Annotated in this window: 26 protein-coding genes; 15 read left to right on the forward strand and 11 right to left on the reverse strand. The window is 64.5% G+C overall.

Annotated elements, in window-relative coordinates:
• Positions 1–288, reverse strand: a 288-nt coding sequence (locus AACR77_RS05680; RefSeq protein ID WP_042880256.1) for a DAPG hydrolase family protein, incomplete at its 3' end; no start/stop codon positions are given.
• Between the two features lie 93 nt (positions 289–381).
• On the opposite strand from AACR77_RS05680, the gene AACR77_RS05685 reads away from it, so the two are divergent.
• Positions 382–1023: a TetR/AcrR family transcriptional regulator gene (locus tag AACR77_RS05685; protein ID WP_042880258.1), complete on the forward strand. Its 642-nt coding sequence runs from the start codon at positions 382–384 to the stop codon at positions 1021–1023.
• Between the two features lie 10 nt (positions 1024–1033).
• On the opposite strand, the gene AACR77_RS05690 is transcribed toward AACR77_RS05685, so the two are convergent.
• Both AACR77_RS05690 and AACR77_RS05695 read right to left on the reverse strand, forming a co-directional pair.
• Entirely contained in the window at positions 1034–2254 is a 1221-nt protein-coding gene (locus tag AACR77_RS05690) for a winged helix-turn-helix domain-containing protein (protein ID WP_042880259.1), read from the reverse strand.
• Positions 2255–2328: 74 nt separating this feature from the next.
• On the reverse strand, positions 2329–2970 hold the full coding sequence (locus tag AACR77_RS05695) for a class I SAM-dependent methyltransferase (RefSeq protein WP_039039566.1): 642 nt from the start codon (positions 2968–2970) through the stop codon (positions 2329–2331).
• 187 nt (positions 2971–3157) lie between these two features.
• Here AACR77_RS05695 and AACR77_RS05700 point away from each other — a divergent pair, with 187 nt between their 5' ends.
• The 7 genes from AACR77_RS05700 to AACR77_RS05730 all read left to right on the forward strand — a co-directional run bounded on the left by AACR77_RS05700 (position 3158) and on the right by AACR77_RS05730 (position 9658).
• Positions 3158–3823, forward strand: coding sequence for a thermostable hemolysin (locus AACR77_RS05700; RefSeq protein WP_042014526.1), 666 nt, complete (start codon positions 3158–3160; stop codon positions 3821–3823).
• Positions 3820–5301, forward strand: coding sequence for an AMP-binding protein (locus AACR77_RS05705; protein WP_042880261.1), 1482 nt, complete (start codon positions 3820–3822; stop codon positions 5299–5301). The genes AACR77_RS05700 and AACR77_RS05705 overlap by 4 nt, the downstream gene beginning before the upstream one ends.
• Positions 5298–5954, forward strand: coding sequence for a TenA family transcriptional regulator (locus AACR77_RS05710; protein WP_039039563.1), 657 nt, complete (start codon positions 5298–5300; stop codon positions 5952–5954). The genes AACR77_RS05705 and AACR77_RS05710 overlap by 4 nt, the downstream gene beginning before the upstream one ends.
• Entirely contained in the window at positions 5951–6799 is an 849-nt protein-coding gene (locus AACR77_RS05715) for an SDR family oxidoreductase (RefSeq protein ID WP_039039562.1), read from the forward strand. Before AACR77_RS05710 ends, AACR77_RS05715 begins: the two co-directional genes overlap by 4 nt.
• Position 6800: 1 nt before the next feature.
• On the forward strand, positions 6801–7448 hold the full coding sequence (locus AACR77_RS05720) for a tetratricopeptide repeat protein (protein ID WP_039039561.1): 648 nt from the start codon (positions 6801–6803) through the stop codon (positions 7446–7448).
• A gap of 81 nt (positions 7449–7529) precedes the next feature.
• Positions 7530–8222 (forward strand): response regulator, encoded by a 693-nt coding sequence (locus AACR77_RS05725; protein WP_041212544.1) that lies wholly within the window; start codon positions 7530–7532, stop codon positions 8220–8222.
• A complete protein-coding gene (locus AACR77_RS05730) occupies positions 8219–9658 on the forward strand; it encodes an ATP-binding protein (protein ID WP_039039559.1) in 1440 nt (479 codons plus the stop codon). Before AACR77_RS05725 ends, AACR77_RS05730 begins: the two co-directional genes overlap by 4 nt.
• 67 nt (positions 9659–9725) lie before the next feature.
• Here the strand turns inward: AACR77_RS05730 and rloA3 are convergent, their stop codons facing one another.
• Positions 9726–10205 carry a retropepsin-like aspartic peptidase RloA3 gene (rloA3, locus tag AACR77_RS05735; RefSeq protein WP_041201491.1) on the reverse strand — a complete coding sequence of 160 codons (480 nt, stop codon included), beginning with the start codon at positions 10203–10205 and terminating at the stop codon, positions 9726–9728.
• Between the two features lie 392 nt (positions 10206–10597).
• Between rloA3 and AACR77_RS05740 the strand changes: the two genes are divergently transcribed.
• The 3 genes from AACR77_RS05740 to efp all read left to right on the forward strand — a co-directional run bounded on the left by AACR77_RS05740 (position 10598) and on the right by efp (position 13548).
• A complete protein-coding gene (locus tag AACR77_RS05740) occupies positions 10598–11641 on the forward strand; it encodes a GMP reductase (protein ID WP_039041089.1) in 1044 nt (347 codons plus the stop codon).
• 92 nt (positions 11642–11733) lie between these two features.
• Positions 11734–12936 carry an elongation factor P maturation arginine rhamnosyltransferase EarP gene (gene earP, locus AACR77_RS05745; protein WP_042880263.1) on the forward strand — a complete coding sequence of 401 codons (1203 nt, stop codon included), beginning with the start codon at positions 11734–11736 and terminating at the stop codon, positions 12934–12936.
• Between the two features lie 45 nt (positions 12937–12981).
• Positions 12982–13548, forward strand: a complete 567-nt coding sequence (gene efp / locus AACR77_RS05750; protein ID WP_010673788.1) for an elongation factor P — start codon at positions 12982–12984, stop codon at positions 13546–13548.
• Between the two features lie 94 nt (positions 13549–13642).
• Here efp and AACR77_RS05755 read toward each other — a convergent pair whose 3' ends face one another.
• The 4 genes from AACR77_RS05755 to AACR77_RS05770 are packed head-to-tail and all read right to left on the reverse strand — an operon-like array spanning position 13643 to position 16964.
• A complete protein-coding gene (locus AACR77_RS05755; protein WP_010673787.1) occupies positions 13643–14314 on the reverse strand; it encodes a methionine ABC transporter permease in 672 nt (223 codons plus the stop codon).
• Positions 14299–15093 (reverse strand): methionine ABC transporter ATP-binding protein, encoded by a 795-nt coding sequence (locus AACR77_RS05760; protein WP_010673786.1) that lies wholly within the window; start codon positions 15091–15093, stop codon positions 14299–14301. The genes AACR77_RS05755 and AACR77_RS05760 overlap by 16 nt, the downstream gene beginning before the upstream one ends.
• On the reverse strand, positions 15090–15902 hold the full coding sequence (locus AACR77_RS05765) for a MetQ/NlpA family ABC transporter substrate-binding protein (protein WP_042880265.1): 813 nt from the start codon (positions 15900–15902) through the stop codon (positions 15090–15092). The genes AACR77_RS05760 and AACR77_RS05765 overlap by 4 nt, the downstream gene beginning before the upstream one ends.
• Before the next feature lie 21 nt (positions 15903–15923).
• Positions 15924–16964 (reverse strand): isopenicillin N synthase family dioxygenase, encoded by a 1041-nt coding sequence (locus AACR77_RS05770; protein ID WP_042880267.1) that lies wholly within the window; start codon positions 16962–16964, stop codon positions 15924–15926.
• 309 nt (positions 16965–17273) lie between these two features.
• Between AACR77_RS05770 and AACR77_RS05775 the strand changes: the two genes are divergently transcribed.
• Together AACR77_RS05775 and AACR77_RS05780 are read left to right on the forward strand one after the other, a co-directional pair.
• Positions 17274–18044 carry a DUF3530 family protein gene (locus AACR77_RS05775; RefSeq protein WP_042880268.1) on the forward strand — a complete coding sequence of 257 codons (771 nt, stop codon included), beginning with the start codon at positions 17274–17276 and terminating at the stop codon, positions 18042–18044.
• A 121-nt stretch (positions 18045–18165) separates the two neighbouring features.
• Complete coding sequence (locus tag AACR77_RS05780) at positions 18166–19122, forward strand: D-2-hydroxyacid dehydrogenase (protein ID WP_039041095.1); 957 nt, start codon at positions 18166–18168, stop codon at positions 19120–19122.
• 87 nt (positions 19123–19209) lie between these two features.
• On the opposite strand, the gene AACR77_RS05785 is transcribed toward AACR77_RS05780, so the two are convergent.
• Both AACR77_RS05785 and AACR77_RS05790 read right to left on the reverse strand, forming a co-directional pair.
• Positions 19210–19683, reverse strand: a complete 474-nt coding sequence (locus AACR77_RS05785; protein WP_039041096.1) for a YMGG-like glycine zipper-containing protein — start codon at positions 19681–19683, stop codon at positions 19210–19212.
• Positions 19684–19924: 241 nt separating this feature from the next.
• Positions 19925–21469 carry a sensor domain-containing diguanylate cyclase gene (locus AACR77_RS05790; protein ID WP_042880270.1) on the reverse strand — a complete coding sequence of 515 codons (1545 nt, stop codon included), beginning with the start codon at positions 21467–21469 and terminating at the stop codon, positions 19925–19927.
• 290 nt (positions 21470–21759) lie between these two features.
• Between AACR77_RS05790 and AACR77_RS05795 the strand changes: the two genes are divergently transcribed.
• Positions 21760–22362, forward strand: a complete 603-nt coding sequence (locus tag AACR77_RS05795; protein WP_010673779.1) for a nitroreductase family protein — start codon at positions 21760–21762, stop codon at positions 22360–22362.
• 105 nt (positions 22363–22467) lie between these two features.
• Positions 22468–23928 (forward strand): sensor domain-containing diguanylate cyclase, encoded by a 1461-nt coding sequence (locus AACR77_RS05800; RefSeq protein ID WP_231563155.1) that lies wholly within the window; start codon positions 22468–22470, stop codon positions 23926–23928.
• Positions 23929–23949: 21 nt separating this feature from the next.
• Here the strand turns inward: AACR77_RS05800 and AACR77_RS05805 are convergent.
• Positions 23950–24308 (reverse strand): HAD-IA family hydrolase (locus AACR77_RS05805; protein WP_042880276.1); only part of this gene is annotated, 359 nt, incomplete at its 5' end.

A 24308-nucleotide genomic window follows, 5' to 3' on the forward strand; every position in this document is an offset into this window, starting at 1 on the left:
TATGCTGGCTCCCACATAGCGCTCCCCTTTTTTCCAGTGATGATCCCAGCCCCGGTGCTCGACGTGGTCGTGGGGGTGCCACCACCTGATGTGCTGGGTCGTCTCGAAGAAGGTGAACCACCAATCCAGCATGCGCCCCTTGCAGCCGTGCAGATCGGTGCGGATGGCGACCGTCAGCAGGCCGTCGGTGCTACGGGTCAGACCCATTTCCAGGCGAAGGGGTTGCGGACTGAGCAACTCATTGATGTCATTGACGCCCCAGGGGGCAAACAGGGCAGAAGGATGCATGATATGACTCCCATAAATTTAGGAAACGAAATTCGTTTCTTAAATTAAGCTATGCCTGTATGCTGGGTCTGTCAATGCTTTCCAGGAGCCCATATGCCACACCCGAACGATGAAGAAACACGCTCACGAGGCCGTCCGGTCACCCCGGAAGCCGACCTTCGCGCCGCCCTCGCCGAGGCGACGTTGACTTTGTTGCTCAAGGGAGGCTACGGCGCTGCGACCGTGGATGCGGTGGCCAAAGAGGCGGGAGTTGCCAAGAAGACCCTCTACCGCTTCGCCGCCAATCGCGACGAGCTGGTGGCGCAGGCGGTGCGCAGCTGGACCGATGCCTTCCAGCCGGCCTTCGAGCAGGATGCCGCTCATCCAGGCGCCCTAGGGGAGATGCTGGAGCTGGGCTTGCAGGCCATAGCGGGACAGGTGCTGAGCGCACCGGCGGTGGGCATGTTCCGGCTGCTGCAGCATGAGTTCGCGGGGCGGGATGCCCTGCTGGCGGCCTATCAGGAGAACGGTATTGCCCGCGGCAGGGCGACCCTGGCGGCGTGGTTGCAGCGCCAGCAGCAACTGGGCTGGCTTCGGGAGCTGGACACCGCCCAGACCAGCGATCTGTTGCTTGCGATGACCATGGCGGAGCCGCTGCGCCAGATGGCGCTCGGCTTGCTGGCGCCGGGCAGCGACATCCGCGCGCGCATCACCGCGGCCGTTGCGCTGGTGCTGCCCGGCTTGATGCGAGGGTAGGCGTCCTTCCTCAGCGTGCCACCTCCTGCCATTGAGCCAACAAGGGAGCAGGAACGTTGCCATAACGCACCAGCGGGGTCTGGTGCCACTCCGCCAGCTTCTGGATGGCCTTGCCCAGATCCTGGGCCAGGGTCCGGGTCACCCTGACCCCGTCTTCCAGATAGAGGCTCTTGACCTCAAACACCCCCTCCTTGCGATGGGCCTTGGCGTCCATCCTGCCCACCAGCTTGCCGCGATGCAGCAACGGCAGCACGAAATAACCGTACTGGCGCTTGGGGGCCGGGGTATAGCACTCGATGCGATAGTCAAAGCCAAACAACTCGCTGGCCCGCTTGCGATCCCACACCAGCGGGTCAAAGGGCGAGAGCACGGCGGTGTGGCTCGCCTTGAGGGAGCCCGCCTGGGCCCGGACCAGTTCATCGGCCAGGGAAGCGTGAACGAAGGCTCCGTGCTGCCACCCCTCCACTCGTACCGGCAACAGCTCCCCCTCATCCGCCAGCTGGTGGAGCAGGGCGTCGTATTTCCCCCGTTTAAGGCGATAGTAATCCGCCACCCAGCCGGTCTTGACCAGCCCCAGCGCCCGGCAACTGGCTCGCACCATGTCCCGCCGGGCGAGATCAGGACTCGGCAGATCCCGCTCGTCATTCCACTCCGGCATGACCCGCTCGGCGAGATCGTAGACCCGCTGGAAATTGCGCCGTTCGCGCACCATCAGCTGGCCTGCGGTAAACAGCGCCTCCAGGTGGCGCTTTTCGGGCTTCCAGTCCCACCAGCCGTTGCCCTTGTCCCCCTTGCGCTCGAAGTCTGCCGCCCGCACCGGGCCATCCTGGCGTATGCGCTCGACTATCTGCGCTATCTCGCCGCCGTGGGTCTTGAGCCACTGGGCGGAGAACTTCCAGCCCATGGCGGCGGGATCCAGCATGCGATGGCGCAGCAGCCGGTAATCTTCCCGGGGGACGAAACAGGCCTCATGAGCCCAGTATTCGAAGAGGTCACCATCGGCCAGCAGTTGTTCCAGCCAGCGCGGATCGTAGTGGCCGAGACGGCTGAACAGCACCAGATAGGGGCTGCGGGCCACCACGGAGATGGTGTCTATCTGCAGCAACGCCATGCGGCGAATGCAGGCGAGCAGGTCGGCGGGGGTTGCTCTGGCGCGGCGCGGGGTCAGCAGCCCCTGGGCCGCCAGTTGCAGGTGGCGAGCGTCTTGCAATGAGAGGTGGGGGATCGACATGGAGATAGGGGCATCCGTTCCTGGGTATCAGGCCACCAGCATGCCCAACTCATGGCCAAATGAAAACGCCCGGCTCAGGGTTTGGTGAACACCGCCACATCGGCATGAGGAAACTCGACCTCTGCCTGCCAGCGGGCCGCCAGGGCACGGAACGAGGCCTCGGCGAAGAAGACGATATGGGTGGGATCGTGGCGATAGCGCCAGGTCTTGAAGCGATCGTCCCCCAGTACCCGCTGGGTCTGCAACACCAGCACCCCGCCGGGCTTGAGGCAGCCCCAGAGCGTGTCCAGCACGGCGCGGGGGGTGGCGATGTGCTCGATCACCTCGGTGCTGGTGATGAAGTCATATTGCCTTGTCAGGCACTCTGGGTCGTCGGCATAGAACTTGTCGTAGCCCGCCATCTCGAAGCCCGCCTCCCGCCCCATGGCGATGAGGGCAGGCCCGGGGCCGCAGCCAAAATCGAGGCCGCTGGCAGGAGGCGACACCCGGGCCAGCACCTCGCCAAAGGCACGCATCAGAAAGGCCCGGTAGCGGGGATCGTCCACCCGGTTGTCGTGCCCGTCATAGACCGCCTTCTCGGCCCCCTCGTCCAGGTGGTCCGCCTCGTCCATCCAGACCAGCTCGCACGCCAGGCAGCGGTAATAGCCCTTGCCCGCCACCGGCAGGGCATGGTGCCGAGGGGAGAGACACAGGGGACAGTGAACAGGGGATGACATGGCAGCTCCTCGGGTGACGACAGCGGGGCAGATTGCCTGCCACGCCCGCTGCTGGCAACTGTTTTGTCTGGTGCCCCCATCGACCCCCGTTCACCCCCCGCCAGTTTTTTTCGTCTTTTTTTGCGCCTTAAGGGTTTCTTAAGTTTGCCCTTTTACTCTCATCCCATCGCAAGAGAAGGAGCCAACCATGACCATCGAGATCCAAGCCCCCTACCGGTTGATCCTGGCCGAATCCCCGCAGCAGGTCATGGCGCTGCAAACCTATATCCAGGCCGCCTACACCCTCGAGTTCAACGCCCGCATTCCCCATTTTCTGCCCTGCCTGCTCGGGCTCTACCGGGCAGATGGCGTGCTGGTCGGTGCCTGCGGCCTCAATCAGGCCTGCCATGGCGAGCACGAGCAACCTCTCTATCTGGAGCAATATCTGGAGCAGCCTGTCGAGGCCGCCATCGAGACCCGTCTCGGGGTACGTCCGGCCCGCCACCGCATCATCGAAGTGGGCAATCTTGCCTGCAGCGAACCGGGTCACGCCCGCCTGATGTTTGCCGCGCTGTGCCGTCTGCTGTGTGACAACGCCCTGGACTACGTGGTGTTCACCGGCACCGCCAAGCTGCGCAACAGCTTTACCCGCCTGCGTCTCAACCCGGTGGAGCTGGCCCCCGCCCAGGCCCATCAGGTGGGAGAGGATGCCAGCGCCTGGGGCGAATACTACCGCTGCCAGCCCAAGGTGATGGCAGGCGACATCAACCAGGGGCGCGAGGTGCTCGCACAGAGCAGCCTGCTGCTCAACCTGCTGGGGCCCATGCCCCGCCTTTTTAACCATGCCGACATCGACAGGAGGTGCGCGCAATGATGCTGTTCGACACCATCGCCCACCATGCCAGCCAGACCCCGCACCAGCCTGCGCTGCTAGGCAGCCAGGGTGAGCTGGATTACCAGAGCCTGTGGCAGCAGATCCAGCAACTGGCAGGAGTGCTACAAGGGGCCGGCATCCGCCGCCTGGCCCTGCAACTCGACAACGGCCTGCCCTGGGCGCTGATCGATCTCGCCTGCACCTGGGCCGGCATCGTGGTCATCCCGGTTCCCCACTTCTTCAGTCCGGCGCAGCAGACGTGGCTGCTGGAAAGCAGCGGAGCAGACGCCCTGGTCGGCCCGGAGCACCAGGGGTGGCAAGCCGCCTCGCCCCTCGTGCTCATGGCAGGCAGGCCCGATGAGCAGGCCGTGCCCCTGTGGCGCCGCATCCCGGCCCGCCTCCCCGAGCTGCCTGCGGGCACCGCCAAGATCACCTATACCTCGGGCACCACGGGGCAACCCAAGGGCGTCTGCCTGTCGCTGGAACAGATGACGGCGGTCTGCGGATCCCTTGCCCTGCGGGTGGCCCCTGCCCGGGTTGAGAAACACCTGACCCTGCTGCCCCTCACCACCTTGCTGGAGAACCTGACCGGCTTGTATGTACCGCTGCTGACCGGCGCCTGCAGCCGCATCCCCTCCCTGGGGGAACTCGGTTTCTCGGGCTCCAGCAAGCTGGATCCTGCGGCCCTGGCCCAGGCACTGCTGCGCTGGCCCAGCCACAGCCTGGTGCTGGTACCCGAGTTGCTGCGCCTGCTGCTGGCCCTGTGCCTCAATACCCCTGCCCTGGCGACACAGCTCGGCACCCTGCGCTTCGTCGCCGTGGGCGGAGGCAAGGTCGCCCCCGAACTCATCGCTCACGCCCGTGCGGCGGGGCTGCCGGTCTACGAGGGATACGGTCTCTCCGAATGCGGCTCCGTGGTCGCCCTGAACGGCCCCCACGGGGATCGTCCCGGCAGCGTCGGCCTGCCTCTGCCCCACTGCCAGGTGACGATCGCCGCAGACGGCGAAGTCATGGTCAGCGGCAGCGCCATGCTGGGCTACCTGGGGGAAGAGGGCGAGACGGGCAGCCAGATCGCCACAGGGGATCTGGGTCGGCTCGACGAGGAGGGCTATCTCCATATCACGGGGCGCAAGAAGAACGTGCAGATCACCGCCTTTGGCCGCAACTTCTCCCCGGAGTGGGTGGAAGCCCAGGCCCAGCTCTGCCCGGCCATCGCCCGCATCGTCATCTTCGGTGACGGTCAGCCCGCCAACGTGGCCCTTATCCAGCCGCTGCCGGGCAGCCAGTCCCAATTGCCAGAGCAGATTGCCCGGCTCAACCAGCAGTTGCCCGATTACGCCCGCATCCATCACTGGTTGCCGGTCGCCCTGGATCAGCTCCCCGGCCTCCTGACGGCCAACGGGCGCCCCCGTCGCAACGAGATTTATCACCACTTTTCCCGGCAGATCAGCCAATGCCTCACAGGAGAGACCTCATGAGCTTCTACCAGACCCTGCAACAAGCCACCGCCTGCGAGCGCGAACGCCTGTTCAACGCCCCCATCATCGAGGCCTGCCGCCGCGGCGACATCAGCCGTGACACCTACCTCGCCTTCCTGGCACAGGCCTACTACCACGTGCGCCACACGGTGCCGCTCCTGATGGCCACCGGCGGCAAGCTGGGGCAGGAGTACGAATGGGTGCGAGGCGCCATCAGGGAGTACATCGACGAGGAGTACGGCCATCAGGAGTGGATCCTGAACGACATCCGTGCTTGCGGCGGTGATGCCGAGGCGGTGCGCCACGGCCAGCCGGGCCTGCCCATCGAGCTGATGGTGGCCTTCCTCTACGATCAGATCCAGCGCGGCAACCCCATGGGCTTCTTCGGCATGGTGCAGGTGCTGGAAGGCACCAGCGTCGCCATCGCCCTGACCGTCGCCGACCAGCTCAAGAGCGGTCTGGGTCTGCCGCCCCAGGCCATGAGCTACCTGAGCTCCCACGGGGCCCTGGACCAGGAGCACCTCAAATTCTTCGAATCCCTGATGAACCGGGTGGAAGATGCCGCCGATCAGGCCGCCATCATTCACGCCGCCAAGGTGGTCTACCGCCTCTATGGCGACATGCTCTATCAGCTCACGGGATCCTGCCAATGAAGCTTGAAGGCAAACGCATACTGCTGACTGGCGCCAGTGGCGGCATTGGTGAAGCCCTGGCCCATGAACTGGCGGCCCAGGGTGCCCATCTGCTGCTGCACGGTCGTCGGGCCAGCGCCCTGGAGCGCCTGCGCCGGGAGCTGCCTCATCCGGATCGCCACCAGACGGTGACGGCCGATCTTGGCTCTCCCCATGAGCGGGCGCAGCTGCTGCAACATCCGGCCCTGGACGAGGGGCTGGACGTGCTCATCAACAGTGCAGGCTGCAACCAGTTCGCCTGGCTGGAAGATCAGAGCAGCGAGCAGGTGACACGCCAGTTGCTGCTCAACGTCGAGGCGCCCATCCAGCTCACCCGGGCCCTGCTGCCCCGGCTGCGCAAGCCCGCCATCATCATGAACATCGGCTCCAGCCTCGGGGCCATCGGTTTTGCCGGCTACAGCGTCTATTGCGCCAGCAAGTTCGCCATGCGCGGCTTCAGCGAGTCCCTGGGGCGGGAGCTGGAGGGAACCGGCATCAAGGTGCTGCACTTTGCCCCCCGCGCCACCCGCACCCACCTCAATTCCGAGGCGGCCTATGCCATGAATGCCGAGCTTGGCACCCGGACCGACAGCCCACAGGACGTGGCCGAGGAGGCCGTCATCGCCCTGTGCAACGAGACACGCCGCCGCTGGCTCGGCTGGCCGGAAAAGCTCTTTGTGCGGCTCAACGGCCTGCTGCCCGCCTTGGTGGACATGGCCCTGGCCAAGCAGCGCCCGATCATCGAGCGCCACGCCCGCCGCACCGCCTCCCCAGCCCCCGATCACAGGAGCGATCCCGCCTGTGCGACAAACGAGAAGGAACATTGAGATGAAGCACACCACTTTCCGTCCCCGATTTGGTCACGGCCCCCTGTTGCTCGCCCTGGGAGGCCTGCTGGCAAGCGGTCTGGCCCAGGCCGCCGATGCCCTGCCCACCATTCAGCAGGAGTGGGCCCACTGCCAGTACCAGCAGACCGGAAAAGCCAAGGAGAGCTGCCTGGAGAGCCTGAGTGCCAAGGCCGATGAGGCGAGCGCCAAGGAGGCATTTCGCACCGATCTGCTGATCTGGTCCGCCATCGTCAAGAGCACCTGGGCGGGGGCCAAGGGCGGCCTCGGCGCCCTTGGTCTGGTGAAGGAGGCCAAGGCCAAGCTCGAGATCGCCATCAAGCAGGATCCCAAGGCGCTGGAAGGCTCGGCCTACACCAGCCTGGGCTCCCTCTACTACCAGGTACCGGGCTGGCCGGTGGGCTTTGGAGACGACGAGAAGGCGGAGAAGCTGCTCAAGCAGGCGCTGGCCATCAATCCCACCGGCATCGACCCCAACTTCTTCTACGGCGACTTCCTGCTGGATCAGGGTGACAAGGCACAGGCGAAGATCTATCTGGACAAGGCCCTGGCCGCCCCGGCGCGCCCTGGCCGCGAGGTGGCGGACGAGGGCCGCAGAATGGAAATTCGCGAGCGTCTCGCCAAGCTGTAAACACAAGCAGCACAGTGCGCTATTTCAACTCTGCCCACCAGCTTGCATACTGGTGGGCAGTGTCGTTTGAGGGAGAGAACAATGCGGATCCTGTTGGTGGAAGATGATGTGATGCTGGGAGACGGCATGGTGGATGCGCTGCGCAGCAGCGGCTACACGGTGGACTGGCTCCAGCAGGGGATGCCGGCCCTCTCGGCGCTCAAGAGCGAGGAGTTTGCCGCCCTCATCCTGGATCTCAACCTGCCGGACATCGACGGCATCAGCCTGCTGCGAAAGTTGCGCCGGGAGGGGCAGACCCTGCCCGTGCTCATCCTGACCGCCCGTGATGCCCTGGACGACCGGGTACTGGGGCTGGATGCAGGCTCCGACGACTACATGGTCAAACCCTTCGCCCTGCAGGAGCTCAACGCCCGGCTGCGCGCCCTGGTGCGGCGCAGCAAGGGGCAGGCCCAGGCGGTGCTGGAGTACGGGGAGCTGCAGCTCTTCCCCGCGTCACAACAGGTCACCTATCGGGGCGAGCCGGTCAAGCTCACCCCCCACGAATACAAGCTGTTGCAGGAGCTCATCACCCAGAGCGGCCGGGTATTGAGCCGGGATCAACTGCAACAGAGCCTCTACGGCTGGGACGAGGGGGCAGAGAGCAACGCGGTGGAGGTGCACATTCACCATCTGCGCAAGAAATTCTTCCCCGAGCTCATCCGCAACATTCGCGGCGTCGGTTACATCGTGCCCCAGCTCGACGTCCAGGGCGCAAGAGGAGCCTCCGCCCCATGAGCCGTGTCCGTTCCATCCGCCGTTTTCTGCTCTCCGGCATCCTGGCCCTGGTCAGCCTCAGCCTCGCCATCAGCGGCCTTATCGGCTACCTGCAGGCCAACCACGAGATGGAAGAGCTGTTTGATGCCCGTCTCGCCCAGTCTGCCCGCATCACCAACCAGTTGCTCAGCCGCTATCTCAAGCAGAGCGGCGAGCTGCCGCGCAACGGCACCGTGTACCAGGAGTGGGTGCAGGCCGTCCCCGAGACGCCCCACATCGAGAAGGGCGGCTTCTTCCAGTTCGGCCAGGACAACGAGTTCACCCCCTATGGCCATGAATTCGAACACAACCTCTACTTCCAGTTGCTGAGCGAGCAGGGCGCCGTGCTGCTGCGCTCGCCCAATGCCCCGGCCCAACCGTTGACCACCCTGGAGCGGGGCTTCAACAGCGAGACCAAGGATCATCACGAGTGGCGCACCTTTACCCTCTACAACGAAGATGAACAGACCTGGCTCATCGTGGCGGAGCGGGATGACGAACGCAGCGAGCTGGCCAGCAAGATGGCCACCCTCACCATGCTGCCCCTCTTCATCACCCTGCCCTTCCTGCTCGGTCTGCTGTGGTGGCTGATCACCCGGGGGCTGTCACCGCTGCACCAGCTGGCGCAAGCCATCGGCGAGCGTCATCCCGCCAACCTGAGCCCACTCAATCTTGCCATCAAGGCCGAGGAGCTGACGCCGCTGGTGGGGGAGATCAACCGGCTGATGCACGCCCTCGCAGACACCCTGGATCGGGAGAAACAGTTCACCAACGAGGCCGCCCACGAGCTGCGCACCCCCCTCGCGGTACTGCGCATCCACAGCGAGAACGCCATGACGGCCGAGGATGATCAGAGCCGGGAGCAGGCCCTGCGCAAGATGCTCTTGGCCCTCGATCGCAGCGATCGGCTGATCCGCCAGTTGCTGACCCAGGCCCGCATCGACAACCAGCAGAGCCCGGCCCTCACCGCCCTCCCCCTGTTCCCCCTGTTGCAGGGCACCCTGGCGACCCTGGCCCCCATCGCCCTGAAAAAGGATCAGCAGCTGTCCCTGGAGGGCGCCGAACAGGTGCAGGTAATGGGACAGGCGATGTTGCTGGAGCTGATGTTCGGCAACCTCATCGACAATGCGCTGCGCTACACCCAGGTGGGCGGCGAGGTCGCCGTGGTGGTGAGCCAGGTGGGCAACCGGATCCGAGTGGATGTGCGGGACAACGGCCCCGGCATCCCCACCGCCGCCCTCTCCCGGTTGTGCGAGCGCTTCTTCCGGGTCAATCCCCAGCAGGGGGATGGCGTGGGCCTTGGCATGGCCATCGTCTCGCGCATCGCCCAGCTTCACGGAGCGGATCTCGACATCCACAACCGGCCCGAAGGGGGGCTCGAAGTGAGCGTGCTGCTGCCCGCCTCGCGCCAGGCATGAGGGGTCAGCCTTTGCGCACGCCATGAAAAACGGGGGCCAGGCCCCCGTTTTTCATGGCTGCACCACCCTAGTCGCAGGTGGGCTGTACCGTGAAGGTCCGGCTCGAATCCACCGGTCCCAGCTCCGCCAGCAGACGGCGCCCCAGCAGCACCGGGTAGATCATCTTGCTGCGATCCCGCAGGGTGAACCACTCCTTGTAGACCTGGTCCCCGACGCAGACGGACATGGTCACCGTCGGGCGCTGCTCCATGCCGCCCGCCCCGCGCACCGTCACGCTGCGCTCCACCGGTCGCTCCACGCTCCGGCGCACCACCTTGTCGGTATTGGCATCGGTCAGCACCAGGTTGAAGCGCACCCAGGGCTTGCCATCCTTCTTGAAATGCTTCAGGTCGCGGGCATCCAGCGACGAAGTGAGGGCACCGGTATCGAGCTTCATCTTGACCGCCACTCCGTAGGGCATCAGCACCCCCTTCTCGATCCAGCCATAGCTGGTCTGGGCCGCCATCGCGCTGCCGCACAGCGCCCACATCATGGCCGCCGCCACCATTCTCTTGCCCATCTTGCTCTCTCGCCTTGTCAGTCTTGCGCCCAGATGTATCACAGCCAACTGCCGGGTCAACCGGATTCTGGCGTGCAGGGGAGCGGGCTCTGGACGCGGTGCCAACAGGCGACAATCCATGCCGGGCACGGCGCGTGAGTGGGGAATGCAGCAGGAAAACGAGGGGAGAACAAGGTGCTGGATGACGCTGGCGGCCATCCTCAGGTTGTGACGCCAAAGGCTACCACAGCGGTGCGTGAATTATCAGTCTTGTTCTGACGGGATTTTTGCCTACACTGCTGTAAACCGGAGGGCCTGAAAACCACCGGTTTTTTTTGCGCCTGCCGAAAAGTTGCCACTGCAAAGTGACCTCTCACACAAGGCTCAATAAGGAATTCGCAATGCGTATCGAAGAAGACTTGAAGCTCGGTTTCAAGGATGTCCTGTTTCGCCCCAAGCGCTCTACTCTCAAGAGCCGTTCCCAAGTCAGCCTGACCCGCCAGTTCACCTTCAAGCACACCCAGACCCAATGGCAGGGCGTGCCCGTCATCGCCGCCAACATGGATACCGTCGGCAGCTTCGCCATGGCGCGTACCCTGGCCAGCTTCGAGATGATGACGGCGGTGCACAAGCACTACAGCCTTGCGCAGTGGCAAACCTTCGTCAATGAGACCGACCCGGCCCTGCTGGGCCATGTGATGGTCTCTACCGGCACCTCGGAGGAGGACTTCACCAAGACACGCCAGATCCTCGCGATGTCCAGCGCCCTGCGCTTCATCTGCGTGGACGTGGCCAACGGCTACTCCCAGCACTTCGTCGAGTTTTTGCGCAAGATCCGCGAGGCCTGCCCGAACCACGTCATCCTGGCGGGCAACGTGGTGACCGGCGAGATGGTGGAGGAGCTCATCCTCTCCGGCGCCGACATCGTCAAGGTGGGCATAGGCCCGGGCTCGGTCTGCACCACCCGGGTCAAGACCGGGGTCGGCTACCCGCAGCTCTCCGCCATCATCGAGTGTGCCGATGCGGCCCACGGCCTGGGTGGCCAGATCGTCGGTGACGGCGGCTGCACCTGCCCGGGGGATGTGGCCAAGGCATTTGGCGGCGGCGCCGACTTCGTGATGCTGGGGGGCATGCTGGCCGCTCACGAAGAGTGCGGCGGTGAAATCGTCGAGGTCGATGGCGAGCCCTTCATGAAGTTCTACGGCATGAGCTCGGCCAGCGCCATGGACAAGCACGCTGGCGGCGTCGCCGAGTATCGCGCCTCCGAAGGCAAAACCGTGCTGCTGCCCTACCGCGGCCCGGTGGAGAACACGGTGCGCGACATCCTGGGCGGGGTGCGATCCACCTGCACCTATGTGGGGGCCAGCCAGTTGAAAGAGCTCACCAAACGCACCACCTTCATCCGGGTGCGCGAGCAGGAGAACAACGTCTACGGCAAGGAGTAAGTCCCTCCTTCGGCCCCGAGCCGACCGTTAGAAGCCAGCCAACCGGTGTGCTACCCTGCGCACCGGTTTTTTTGCATCTGGGATCCCGCGCCATGACAAGCCCTCTCCCCCCCTTCGACTGGGACATCTTCTGCTGCGTCGTCGACAACTTCGGTGACATCGGCGTCACCTGGCGACTCGCCCGCCAGCTCAAACAGGCAGGCGCGCTCCCGGCGCAGAAGAGTGAGGTGCAGGTGCGGCTCTGGGTGGACGATCTGGCTAGCTTCGCCCGCATCTGCCCGGCGCTCGACCCCGCACAGGACGGTCAGTGGGTCGATGGCATCTATGTCCAGCACTGGCACGAGCGCCTCCCCGCCGACATGACCCCGGCCAGGGTGGTCATCGAGGCGTTTGCCTGCGAGCTGCCCGCCCCCTTTATCGAACGCATGGCCGAGCAGACCACGCCCCCCTGCTGGATCAACCTGGAGTACCTCTCGGCCGAGAGCTGGGTCGAGGATTGCCATGGCCTCGCCTCGCCCCAGCAGGTCGGCAGCCGGCGCCTCGACAAGTACTTCTTCTTCCCGGGTTTCACCGCCAGAACCGGCGGCCTCTTGTGCGAGCACGGCCTCATCGTCGAGCGCGAGCGCGAGCGCTGGCAGCAGGATGAAGCGGGACTGACCGCCTACTGGGCCAGCCTCGGCCTGCCACCCCAACGAGAAGACGAACTGCGGGTCAGCCTCTTTACCTACGAGAGCGAGGCGCTCAGGAGCCTGGTCGAGGGCTGGCGCCAGAGCGTCACCCCCGTCACCCTGCTGCTGCCGCTGGGGCGCTCCCTCGACGACGTGCTCATCGGCGCAGGGCTGGCAGAGGCCATTCCCGGTGCCCGGGCCGGAGATCTGCTCCAGGCGGGCAACCTCACCATCAAGCTGCTGCCGATGACCGATCAGAGGGGCTACGATCGCCTGCTGTGGAGCTGCGATCTCAACCTGGTGCGCGGGGAGGACTCCTTCGTGCGGGCCCAGTGGGCGGGGCGCCCCTTCCTCTGGCACATCTACCAGCAGGAAGAGGATGCCCACATGATCAAGCTGGACGGTTTTCTCGACCACTACCTCTCCCCCTTGCCAGCGCCGGCCGGTCAGTGGCTGCGCCGCTTCAACCATGCCCTCAACCGGGGGGAACACACCGGTGAACTCTGGGCACAATGGCCGCAATACGCGGCCATATGGCAGCAACATGGGCGCACCTGGCCACAGAGGCTGCTGGCGGACGGGGATCTCGTCACGAGGTTGGTGAAATTTTTAGAAAGCCGTATATAATCTGGCAGTTTTTATCCGTCCGTTTCACGAACAGGAATTTTTTACATGAAAACCGCACAGGAAATCCGCGCTGGTAACGTAGTCATGATCGGCACCGAGCCGATGGTGGTCCAGAAGGCTGAATTCAACAAATCCGGCCGTAACTCCGCCGTGGTCAAGATGAAGCTGAAGGGTCTGCTGAACGGCAGCGCCACCGAGACCGTCTTCAAGGCCGACGACAAGCTGGAAGTCGTTCAGCTGGAGCGTAAAGAGTGCACCTACTCCTACTACTCCGACCCGCTGTATGTCTTCATGGACACCGAGTACAACCAGTACGACGTCGAGAAAGACAACCTGGGTGATGCCCTGAACTACCTGGTAGACGGCATGGAAGACCTCTGCGAAGTGACTTTCTACAACGAGAAAGCCATCTCCGTAGAACTGCCGACCACCATCGTGCGTGAAGTCGAGTACACCGAGCCGGCCGCCCGTGGCGACACCTCCGGTAAAGTGACCAAGCCTGCCCGCCTGAAGGGCACCTCCTACGAGCTGGCCGTTGCCGCCTTCGTGGAGATCGGTGACAAGATCGAAATCGACACCCGTACCGGTGAATTCAAGCGTCGCGTCAACTAAGTTGACCCCTTGATGTGATTGCAAAAAAAGCGAGCCCAGGCTCGCTTTTTTATTGGCTGGCACCTCACGGCCAGCCTGATGAGAAGCCGTGCCCCTAGCGGCGATGGGCCAGTGCCCGCACCAGCCTGTCCCCCACCCCCTGTACCAGTTGCACCAGCAGCAGCAACATGACCACGGTCCCTGCCATCACCTTGTCATCAAAGCGCTGGTAGCCGTAGCGGATCGCCAGATCCCCGAGCCCGCCGCCACCGACCACCCCCGCCATGGAGGAGAAGCCAATGAGCATCACCACCGTCAGGGTGAGTCCGGCCAGCAGCGCCGGCAAGGCCTCGGGCAGCAGCGCCTTGACGACCACGTGCCAGCCGCTGCCCCCCATGGCGAGCACGGCTTCGACGCGCCCCTTGTCCACCTCATCGAGGGCGCTCTCCACCACCCGGGCAAAGAAGGGGAAGGCCCCCAGGGTGATGGGGACGATGGCGGCGGTGCTGCCCAGTGAGGTGCCGACCACCAGCCGGGTCAGGGGGATCAGGGCGATCAGGAGCACCACGAAGGGGAGCGACCGCCCGATGTTGATACCGATCCCCAGCACCATGTTGAGACGGGGCAAGGGCAGCACGCCCCCGGGACGGGTCACCACCAGCAGCACCCCGGTCGGCAGCCCCAGCAACAGGGTGAACACGGCCGCCACTCCCACCATGTAGAGCGTTTCGAGCGACCCCTGATACATCAGTTCGAGCAAGGCATCGACACTCAGGCGACTCTGCATAAACGCACCTCCTCTGTGACTCCGTGACGCGCCATGAAACGCCGCAGGATCTCGGGATCCGGCAACAGGGCCTGCCGCACGCGGGAGTCGGGGTTGGCCAGCAGGGTGCCCAGAGCGCCGCTTTCCACCAGCTGACCCCGTTCAAGCAATGCCGCGTGATCGCAGATGGCCCTGACCACCTCCAGCTCGTGGGTGATGAGCACTATGGTGATCCCGAGGCGGCGGTTGATGTCGGCAAGCAGCGCCAGCACCGACTCCGTGGTCTCCGGATCCAGGGCACTGGTCGCCTCGTCACAGAGCAAGTGGCGCGGATTGGCGGCCAGGGCGCGGGCGATGCCCACTCGTTGCTTCTGTCCCCCCGACAACTGGGAGGGAAAGGCGCGACGGTGCTCGCCAAGCCCCACCAGTTCCAGCAGCTCGCTGACCCGGGCAGCCCGCTCCCGGCGCGCCACTCCGGCGATTTCCAGCGGGACTGCCACGTTCTCCTCCACGCTGCGGGCGTGCAGCAGATTGAAGTGCTGGAAAATCATGCCGGTCCCCTGACGGTGGCGGCGCAAGGCCGCCCCCTCCAGGGCCGTGATGTCGCGGCCATCGAACAGGATGCGGCCCCGGCTTGGCCGCTCCAGCAGATTGAGGCAACGAATGAGCGTGCTCTTGCCCGCGCCGCTGCGCCCGAGAATGCCGTAGATGGCCCCATCCGGAATCTCGAGCGACACCCCCTCCAGAGCGGGTTGCCCGTGCCCCGGGTACTGCTTGCCGAGCCCCTCCAGCACTATCATGACTGCCGCCCGGCCACCGGGATCACCGACCCCTTGTAGCTCTTGCGAATGAAGTCGGCGATCGCCCTGGACTCCAGATCCCGCGCCAACTGGCGGATCCGCGGATCATCCTTGAGCGCCGGGGTGGTCACCAGGATGTTGGCGTAGGGATTGTTCTGGGCGCTCTCCAGCCCCAGGGCATCGCGAGCAGGCTCCAGCCCCGCCTCCAGGGCATAGTTGCCATTGATCACCGCCAGATCCACGTCGTCGAGGGAGCGCGGCAGCTGCGGCGCCTCTATCTCCAGGATCCTGAGCGCCTTGGGGTTGGTGGCGATGTCGTGCACCGTCGCCAGATCCCGCGCCGGATCTTCATGGCCGGCCTTGAGGGTGATGAGCCCCTCGTGCTGCAACAGATAGAGGGCCCGGCTCAGGTTGGTGACATTGTTGGGCAGGGCGATCACCGCCTTTTCCGGTACCTCCCTCAGGTGCTTGAACTTCTTCGAATAGATGCCAAGAGGCTCCACGTGTACGGTCGCGGCCACCACCAGCTCGGTGCCGAGCGCCTTCTCCTGATCCCGCAGGTAAGGGACGTGCTGGAAGTAGTTGGCATCCACATCACCCGCCACCAGCAGGGCATTGGCATTGATGCCGCCGCTGAGCTCGATCACCTGCAGATCCAGCGAAGGGTCCTGGCGTTTCACCTCGCCGAGGATATCCGCATGGGGCAGTGGATCCGCGGCAACCCGCAGCGCCTGGGCTGCCTGGGCGGAGAGAGAGAGTCCGAGGGCCAATACCAGGCCGCTCAGGGAAAACAGTCCGTGCTTGCTCATCTTGTGCTCCTTGCAATGCAATCAATGGGTGGTTTCGCCGACCGCCAGCGCCCGGGGCGTCGGCAACAGATCGGCATGGTGGCGCAATGCCACGTCAGGGTGGGAACGCAGCCGCCCCTTGAGGTAGTTCCAGCCCACCTCCCGCAGCAGCGGATTGTGCGGGTCGGTGGCAGGCCCTCTGGCTTCACGGGCCAGTGCCTCGGGCAGCGGATAGACGGGCACCACGGCGTCGAGCTGGGCCCCCAGGAAGAAGGCGATGGAAAGACGCTCCTGCCCCGGCGCCGACGGCACCACCCGGTGCACGGTCGCCCGCAGGTAGCCGTTGCTGGCCAGCTCCAGCAGCTCACCGATGTTGACCACGAAGGTGCCGGGGAGCGGGAGCGCATCGATCCAGTGATCCGGCGCCACCTCCACCTGCAGGCCGGGCTGGTCATCCTGCAGCAGGAAGCTCAGGAAGCCCGAATCCTTGTGGGGACCGACCCCCTGAGTGGCGCCCCGCTCACCGGGATAGCGGATCAGCTTGATATGTTCGTTGGGACGCTCTCCGTGCAGGGCATCGAAGGCATCTGGCGACAGTGCGAGCGCCTCGGCAAAAGCCCCGAGCAGGGTACGGGACATGCGGGTCATCTGCCCACGCCAGCGCGTCAGCACGGGTTGCAGTGTCGGCAGCGCCTCCGGCCACTGATTCGGCCCCTGCAACCGCCACCAGGGCGGGTCGCCCGCCGCGCGCGGCAAGGCAGGGCGATCGGCACCGATATCAAACTGCTCTCGCCAGTCAGGTTGACCCCGGGTCAGCTCCGCCCCCGGTCGGTTGTAGCCACGAAAATGGGGAGAGTGGATCATGGCGACCTGCTGCTTGGCCGCCAGAGGCAGCGCAAAGAAGGCCCGCGACAGCTGCTGCACTTCCTGTTGCAGCTCGGGATCGATGCCGTGGCCGGTCAGGTAGAAAAATCCCGTCTCTCTCGCGGCATCGCGCAACGATGCCAGAAAATCGGCCCGAGCGTCGGGCGAGGCATCCAGCTGCCTCAGGTCGAGGATGGGCAAGTGAACCAAGGTGCTCATGGCGATAACGCTCCCTGTCGATGGAAAGTGAGGGTGAACCTCTCGTTCTGACGAGACAGGGGGGAGAATTCTCCGCCTGCGGCCAGTGGCGACATGCCCCGGCCCCCTGTCTGTCTGCCCTTACTGAACCATGTATGGGTCACGGGATGGAACAATCAAAACCGGGAATGCTTTGCCATTTGGAACAATCCCGGGCCCGTGTCCGGCCCGCCGGTCAGACCCTCTTCGCCACCGCCGATGCCGATGTGCCCCCTTGCCCTAAAGAAACCCCCGGCGAGGCCGCTATGAGGGAGTGCTGGAGGATCCCCCATGACATTTCGCCCCTATCTGCTGCTGACCCTGCTTGCTTTTGCCGCCCACGGCGCCGGGCAGGCACCGTCAGGCGCCGCCCCGGATCCAGCCCCCCTGGTTCCCCCCGACTACTGGCAGAGCAGCGACTGGCAGGGGATACCCGACAGCACCAGGGTGGACAAGCAACAGATACTGTTTGCCAAGCACAACAGCGACAACTACGTGGGTCTGGTCATCCTGCTGCCCGACTGGCAGCGCAGCGGCCAGCTGTGGCAACTGACCCGGGAGCTGGGGCGCCTCGGTTTCGATACCCTGCTGCTGCTCCCCTCGCCGCAGCAGACCGAGCTCGACCCCGCCGCCGAGAAGAAACAGCAGGTCATCGACGATTTTCGCAAGCAGTTTGCCTCCCGCATCAGCAAGCTGGGGGATGCCAAGCTGCAGGAGGGGGGCTTCAAGCTGCTGCTGGCCCAGGGTACCAGCGCCGCCTGGGCCGCCAACCTCATCGCCAGCGAACAGTTGCCCGCCCCCGATGCCCTGGTGCTGCTCGACGGCTTCTTCCCCAACCAGCTGAGCAACCAGACCCTCGCCAAGCAGATAGCCCAGGGCAGCATCCCTACCCTGGATCTCTATCAGGAGGAGGGAGGACGCTGGCCCCTGCTGGCGGCCGAAGCCCGCAGAAGCGAGAGCCGCCGCAGCCACAAGCTCAACTACCGCCCCTATGCCCTGATGGATCTGGAGGAGACGCCGGGGCGCATCCAGGGCTGGCTGACGCACCTGGGCTGGATCTGAGTCCCTCCGAGGCACAGCCACCCGCCTTTTGCCTTCCCCATCGGACTTGGCCCGATACCACCGCGCTGGTCAGCCGCCCTCCATGTTTGGCATCATGTCCGAACCAATGGCAGGAGGCTTCATGCAGCAAATCGTGTTTCTCGACAGCGACACCCTGGACACCGGCATCAATCTGCGCCGCCCCGATTTTCCCCATCACTGGCAAAGCTACCCGACCACAGCACCGGATCAGGTGGTGGAGCGGCTCAAGTGCGCCAGCATCGCCATCATCAACAAGGTGCGCATCGGGGCCGATGAACTGGCCCAGCTGCCCGAACTGCGCCTGATCGCCCTGGCCGCCACCGGCAGCGACAACCTGGATCTGGAGGCGTGCCGCGCCGCCAATGTCGCCGTGTGCAATATCCGCAACTACTCGGGCCCTTCCGTCCCCGAGCACGCCATGGCCCTGATGCTCGCCCTGTCGCGCAACCTGTTCGCCTGGCGCCAGTCCCTGCTGGAGGGGCGCTGGCAACAAAGCGGCCAGTTCTGCTTCTTCGACCACCCCATCACGGATCTGCATGGCAAGCGCCTCGGGATCATCGGCAAGGGAACCCTGGGACAGGCGCTGGGACAGCGGGCCAGCGCCATCGGGATGGAGGTTTACTATGCCCAGAGCCAGGTCGGCTCCCCGGGGGATGACGACAGGCTGCCCCTGGATGCCCTGCTGCAAAGTTCGGATGTGATCAGCCTGCACTGCCCGCTCACCCCCTACACCCGCCATCTCATCGGGGAGCGGGAGCTGGCCCTGATGAAACCGGGCGCCCTGCTCATCAACGTGGGCCGTGGCGGCCTGGTGGACGAGCAGGCGCTGCTCGAAGCCCTCGGCAACGGCCGTCTGGGGGGCGCCGGCTTCGATGTGGCGAGCGTCGAGCCGCCGCCTCCGGATCACCCCCTGATGCAGGCCCTGCGTTACCCCAATTTCATCCTGACTCCCCACGTGGCCTGGGCCAGCGAAGAGTCGATGCAGCGCCTCGCGGATCAGCTCATCGACAACATCAACGCCTTCTCCCTTGGCAGGCGCCAGCACCGGCTGGTGTAAGAGGCCGCTCGCCACCCCTCACGGGCCGACAGCGGGATCAAAAAAAGGGGCCAAAGGCCCCTTTTTGTCGGTCAGCTTGCCGCGGCATCAGTCGTCATGCCATCTGTGCTTGCGGTGCTTTTTGTGTTTCTTGTGGTGCTTGTGATAGCGCCTGTCATCGTAATAGCGATCGCCGCGGCTCTCGTGACCATCCCCGGTCCTGGCTCCGATGGCAGAGCCACCGGCACCACCGATACCGGCGCCGATCAGCTGGCCCGTGCTGCCACCGACGCTCTTGCCGATGGCTGCCCCGCCCAGGGCACCGACGGCGCCGCCGAGCGCAGCTTCGTTCTTGTTGCCCCTATTGGCCGTGGCCGCACCACCGGCCGCGCCCCCCAGGGCGGCCCCCACCAGGGCGCCGGTGTCGCCACCCAGCTCCTTGCCGATCATGGTGCCCGCCACCCCGCCGGCTCCGCCGCCGAGAATGGTATTGAGGGTCTCGGATGCCTGCACCTGTCCTGTGCCCAACAGCAACGCCCCCAGCAGCGCCAGTGCGCTCATGCCAAACGGTTTCATTTTCATGGGGTACTCCTGTCAAACCTGATGATTGATTATTTTTCCCTGCACTATACAAAGCCCCCTGACCCGCGCCACTGCCGCAAGGGGCACCTCACGGCCAGCCCTCCCTGTCTCCGGTTCGCGACACGATGCAAGAAAGCAGGCTAACCACCTGAAACCACATCAAAAAAAAAGGTCACACGAGAAATTATCCCCGTCATGACCCTTTTCTAGGCCCAAAGGCCCTTTTTTGCAGCGATCACCGTCAGACAGATACTGTCACAACCTCCCCGTCAACGGGCGACGACGCCGCCAGATGCCAGCAATCCCGCCCCTGGTGCTTGCTCTCGTACAGGCAGGCATCCGCCCGCTCGAGCAGCGTCAGGGCATCATCCGGATAGCGCGCTCCGCCGGCGCTCAGGGTGATGGCGTCGGCGAACTCCCGCCATTTCAGGGCCTTCACCCGACCGAGCAGGTGGGTCAGGCGGCATTCCACCTCCGCCTGCTCCCAGGGCAGCAAGGCCGCAAATTCATCGCCCCCGATGCGGTAGACCTGCTCATCCCCCAGGGTTCTCGCCATGATGGTGGCCACCCGAAACAGCACCGCATCCCCCACACCGTGTCCCCAGCTGTCGTTGACGCGCTTGAAGTTGTCCACATCGAACAGCACCAGCCAGTAGGGCCTCCCCGCCTGCTCCAGCCCCGCCCGCTGCTGATCGAAGGCTCGCCGGTTCAGGATGCCGGTGAGAGGGTCGTGGAGCAGGGCATCCTGCCCTTGCAGCAGGCTGTTTCGCACCTGTTCTATCTCTCCCAGGCTGCCGTGCACGAACCAGGTTCGCTGACGCCGCTGGATCTCCTTTCGCGCCTCATCCCGGATGAGGCCGCTGAGCGAGCCCTGCACCAGCGCCTGCTCCTGGCGAAAGATCCGCACCAGAAACCACAGGCTGCACAGCCAGATGCAGAGCAATGCCAGGGCGGGCAGCACCACCATCAGCAGGGGGTCTTGCAGGTTTTCATGAAAATGGGAGGGGGGGAGATAGACGTTGAGATCCCACTCCATCCCCTCCAGAGCGTATTGCAGGTGGCGTCCTTCCCAGAACCCGTCCAGGCCGGCCGCCTGCGTCTCCCGCTCGAGGCGGGGCGGCAACAGCGACAGATTGTGCCCCACCACCAGCTTGCCGCCCTTGCGCTCGGTGATGTAGAGGGCCACCGGGTCCTCACCCACCGCCCGGTGCAACGCCCCCTGCAAGGCGCTGAACGACATGTCCACCATCAGCAGCCCAAGCAGTTGCCCCTCATCATCCTTGACCCGCTTGATGAGGGTCAGTACCTCTCCGGCCGAATCGAACTCCGGGTAGGGACCGAACCAGACGAGATCATCGCCCTCGCCGGACAGGGTCTGGTACCAGGGCCGCGCCTGTGCCCGGTAGCCCTCCGGTTGCTGCCAGTCGGGATAGCCGTCGAGCCGATGGGTGCGCGCATTGTAGAAATAGAGGAAGTGGGCGTCGTACTTGAACTGATGGGCAATGGGCCAGATGGGATTGATGGCCGATGCCCCGGCAGCGATGGCCTGCTTGTCCAGGGACGCCTCCAGCACGCCAAGCTGGTGGCGGTTGTCCTGCGCCATGTCCTGGAACAGGGTGGCGTCGAGGGCAGCCAGCATGTGACCGTAACCCGCCACCGTCTTGTCGATGCTGCTCAGGTAGCTGGCTGCCGCCAGCAACAGGGTGGCGATCAGCACCAGCCCTCCCAGGAGAAGCGACAGCGGAGTCAGTATGTAATAGCGTTCCTTGATCAGCGCCGCCGTCATGCCACCCTCTATAAAATGTCATATTTTATGAATTTTATAGATTAAAAATCTGCAAAAGATATTGATTGAAGTCATTAACATCCACTGCTAATGATAAAAAAGATATCAAGGTGTCTCGCGGCCATATTCACATCCGTCATGTGAATATCCATAAAAAGTAGAAACAGTCATTACTCGTCGTTGACGGTTTATTGCCCGCAAGGTGTTATAGTCGATGACTCGAGAAATCGGAGCCAGATGACCTTTGTCGGCAACGCTGGCGGTGATGATTCATCAACCAAGGAGATGTTATGAGCAGTCCGTTTATCGAACAGATCAAAGCACGTCGTACCATCTATGCCCTGGGCAACCGGGTGACCCACTCCGAGGCCCAGCTGACCGCCCTCATCAAGGATGCCGTCAAGCACAGCCCCTCTTCGTTCAACTCCCAGAGTTCCCGCGCCGTCATCCTGTTTGGCGAGCAGCACCACAAGCTGTGGGACATCGTCAAGGCGGAGCTCAAGAAGATAGTGCCGCCGGAGGCCTATCCCCAGAGTGAAGCCAAGATCAACGGTAGCTTCCGCGCCGGGGCTGGCACCGTGCTCTTCTTCGAAGACACCGCCGTCATCGAGGATCTGCAGCAGAAATTCGCTCTCTATGCCGACAACTTCCCCATCTGGTCCGAACATGCCACCGGGATCGCCCAGTTCGCGGTCTGGACCACCCTGGCCCAGGAGGGCATCGGCGCCTCCCTGCAACACTACAACCCGCTCATCGACGATGCGGTGCGCAAGGAGTGGGACCTGCCCGCCAGCTGGCTGCTCCGTGCCCAGATGCCTTTTGGCAGCATAGAGCAACCTGCCGGCGACAAGACCTTCATCGACGACGACGTGCGTTTCCGGGTCTTCAAGTAAGCCTTCACGCCCCCTCCACCAGGGGGCGTTTTCATCTCGCACTCGTTCACCCTTGTCACGTGCCAGCCATACTCTGAGCAAACCCTCTCTTGTCAGGAGGTCCCCATGGGGGACATCGCACGCCAACGTACCTCATGCACATTGACGCCCTTGTCCGCTCTGTTGTGTGTCGCCGCCCTGGTACTGCTGTTCTCGCTGATCGGCATCTTCACCCGCCCCCCCAACCTGCTGGCGGCCTTCTGGCCTGCCAATGCGGTCATGCTCGGCTGCATGGTGCGCTATCCACGCCTGGCCACCCCGGCGGGCTGGGCCGGCGGCATACTGGGCTTTTTTCTCGCCGCCCTCTTCACCGGTGAGCCCCTGTTCAAAACCATCCTGCTGACCTGCGGCAACCTGGCCGGCATCGGCGTCGGGTATCTGCTGATGCATCGGCTCGCGCCTGCCGACAAGCTCCTCAGGCGCCCCACCTCCCTCGTGCTCCTGCTGCGAAACACCCTGGCCGCCTCCCTCGCCGCCGGCGTGGTCGGCGCCATCATCAATCCCATCCTGTCTCTGGGCCCCCCGCTCTACGGGCTGGGCTTCTGGTTTGCCAGCGAGCTGGTGAACTACATGACCATACTGCCGGTGCTCCTGACACTGCCTCCCCATGACAGCGTGCCCCCCTGGCGCAACCTCCTCTACCGCACCGAGTTCTCCTGGACCGGATTGATGCCGTTGCTGAGCCTGGTGGCCTCCCTGCTGCTCACCCTGCTCATCGAGGGGCCGGGATCCATCGCCTTCCCGGTACCGGCACTGCTCTGGTGCGCCGTCACCTACTCCGTCTTCGCCACCAGCCTGCTGACCCTGGGTTACAGCACCCTGATCCTGATCGCCCTTTCAAACGGCCATCTCGTCATCAATCACGATGTCCAGACCCAGTACTGGATGTTCTCCGTCCGGATAGGGGTCATGTTGATCGCTCTCCCCCCCCTGACCGCCGCCAGCATCATGGCGGCCCGCAACAGCCTGCTGCGGGAGATGAAACACCTAGCCCACCACGATCACCTGACCGGTGCGCTGAACCGGGCCGGCTTCTGGTCGGCCGCCAATGAACTGCTCCAGCACCTCACGGTGCAGCGCTACCCTGTGGCGATCTGCATGCTGGACATCGATCATTTCAAACGCATCAATGATCGTCACGGTCACGAAGAGGGGGACAACCAGTTGAGCGGCTTCGCGGCCCGGGTGCGCGACCAGCTTCGACCGGGGGACCTCTTCTGTCGCCTGGGGGGAGAGGAATTCGTGGCCATCTTGCCCGGCCTCAGCGAGGAGCAGGCCATGGCTGTGGCCGAGCGGCTGCGAAAAATCGTCGCGCAGCCAGGGGAAGAAGATGGAGCCGAGCCCGCCGTCTGCATCACGGTCAGCATCGGTATCGCCTCCCAGAGAGAGGGCCCCTTCAATCTGGACGAGCTGCTCTCTCGCGCCGATCAGGCGCTCTATCTGGCCAAACACAATGGCCGCAACCGGGTGGAACGCTACTCGCCTGAGCAGGCTTCCCCCAGCGTCGGGCAATCTTGCGGCACCTGAATGGCGTGGCTCTTGTCGTCATCATCCGGCCTCTGCCGGCAGCGGGGCGGGCAGATGAAGATGGAGCCCGTCCGATGCCACCTCGATCTCGATCTCGCGCCAGTCCCGCAGCCAGCCCTTGAGCCTGTCGTCATACCGCCTTGTTCCCCCCATCTGCACCACCTGGCAACCCGCCTGCAGGGCGCTGGCGATGCCCGCTGGCGCATCCTCGAACACCAGGCAATCGGCCGGAGCCAGTCCCAACCGGCTGGCAGCCAGCAAATAAGGCTCGGGATCCGGCTTGCCCCGTACCACATCCCCGGCGCACACCAGGAGACGGGGCAGCGGCAATCCGGCGTGCAGCAGCCGGTGCTCTGCCACCCTCCGGCTTGCGGAGGTCA

It is taken from the genome of Aeromonas sp. ZOR0002, assembly GCF_963866995.1.
GTDB classification, from domain to species: domain Bacteria; phylum Pseudomonadota; class Gammaproteobacteria; order Enterobacterales; family Aeromonadaceae; genus Aeromonas; species Aeromonas caviae.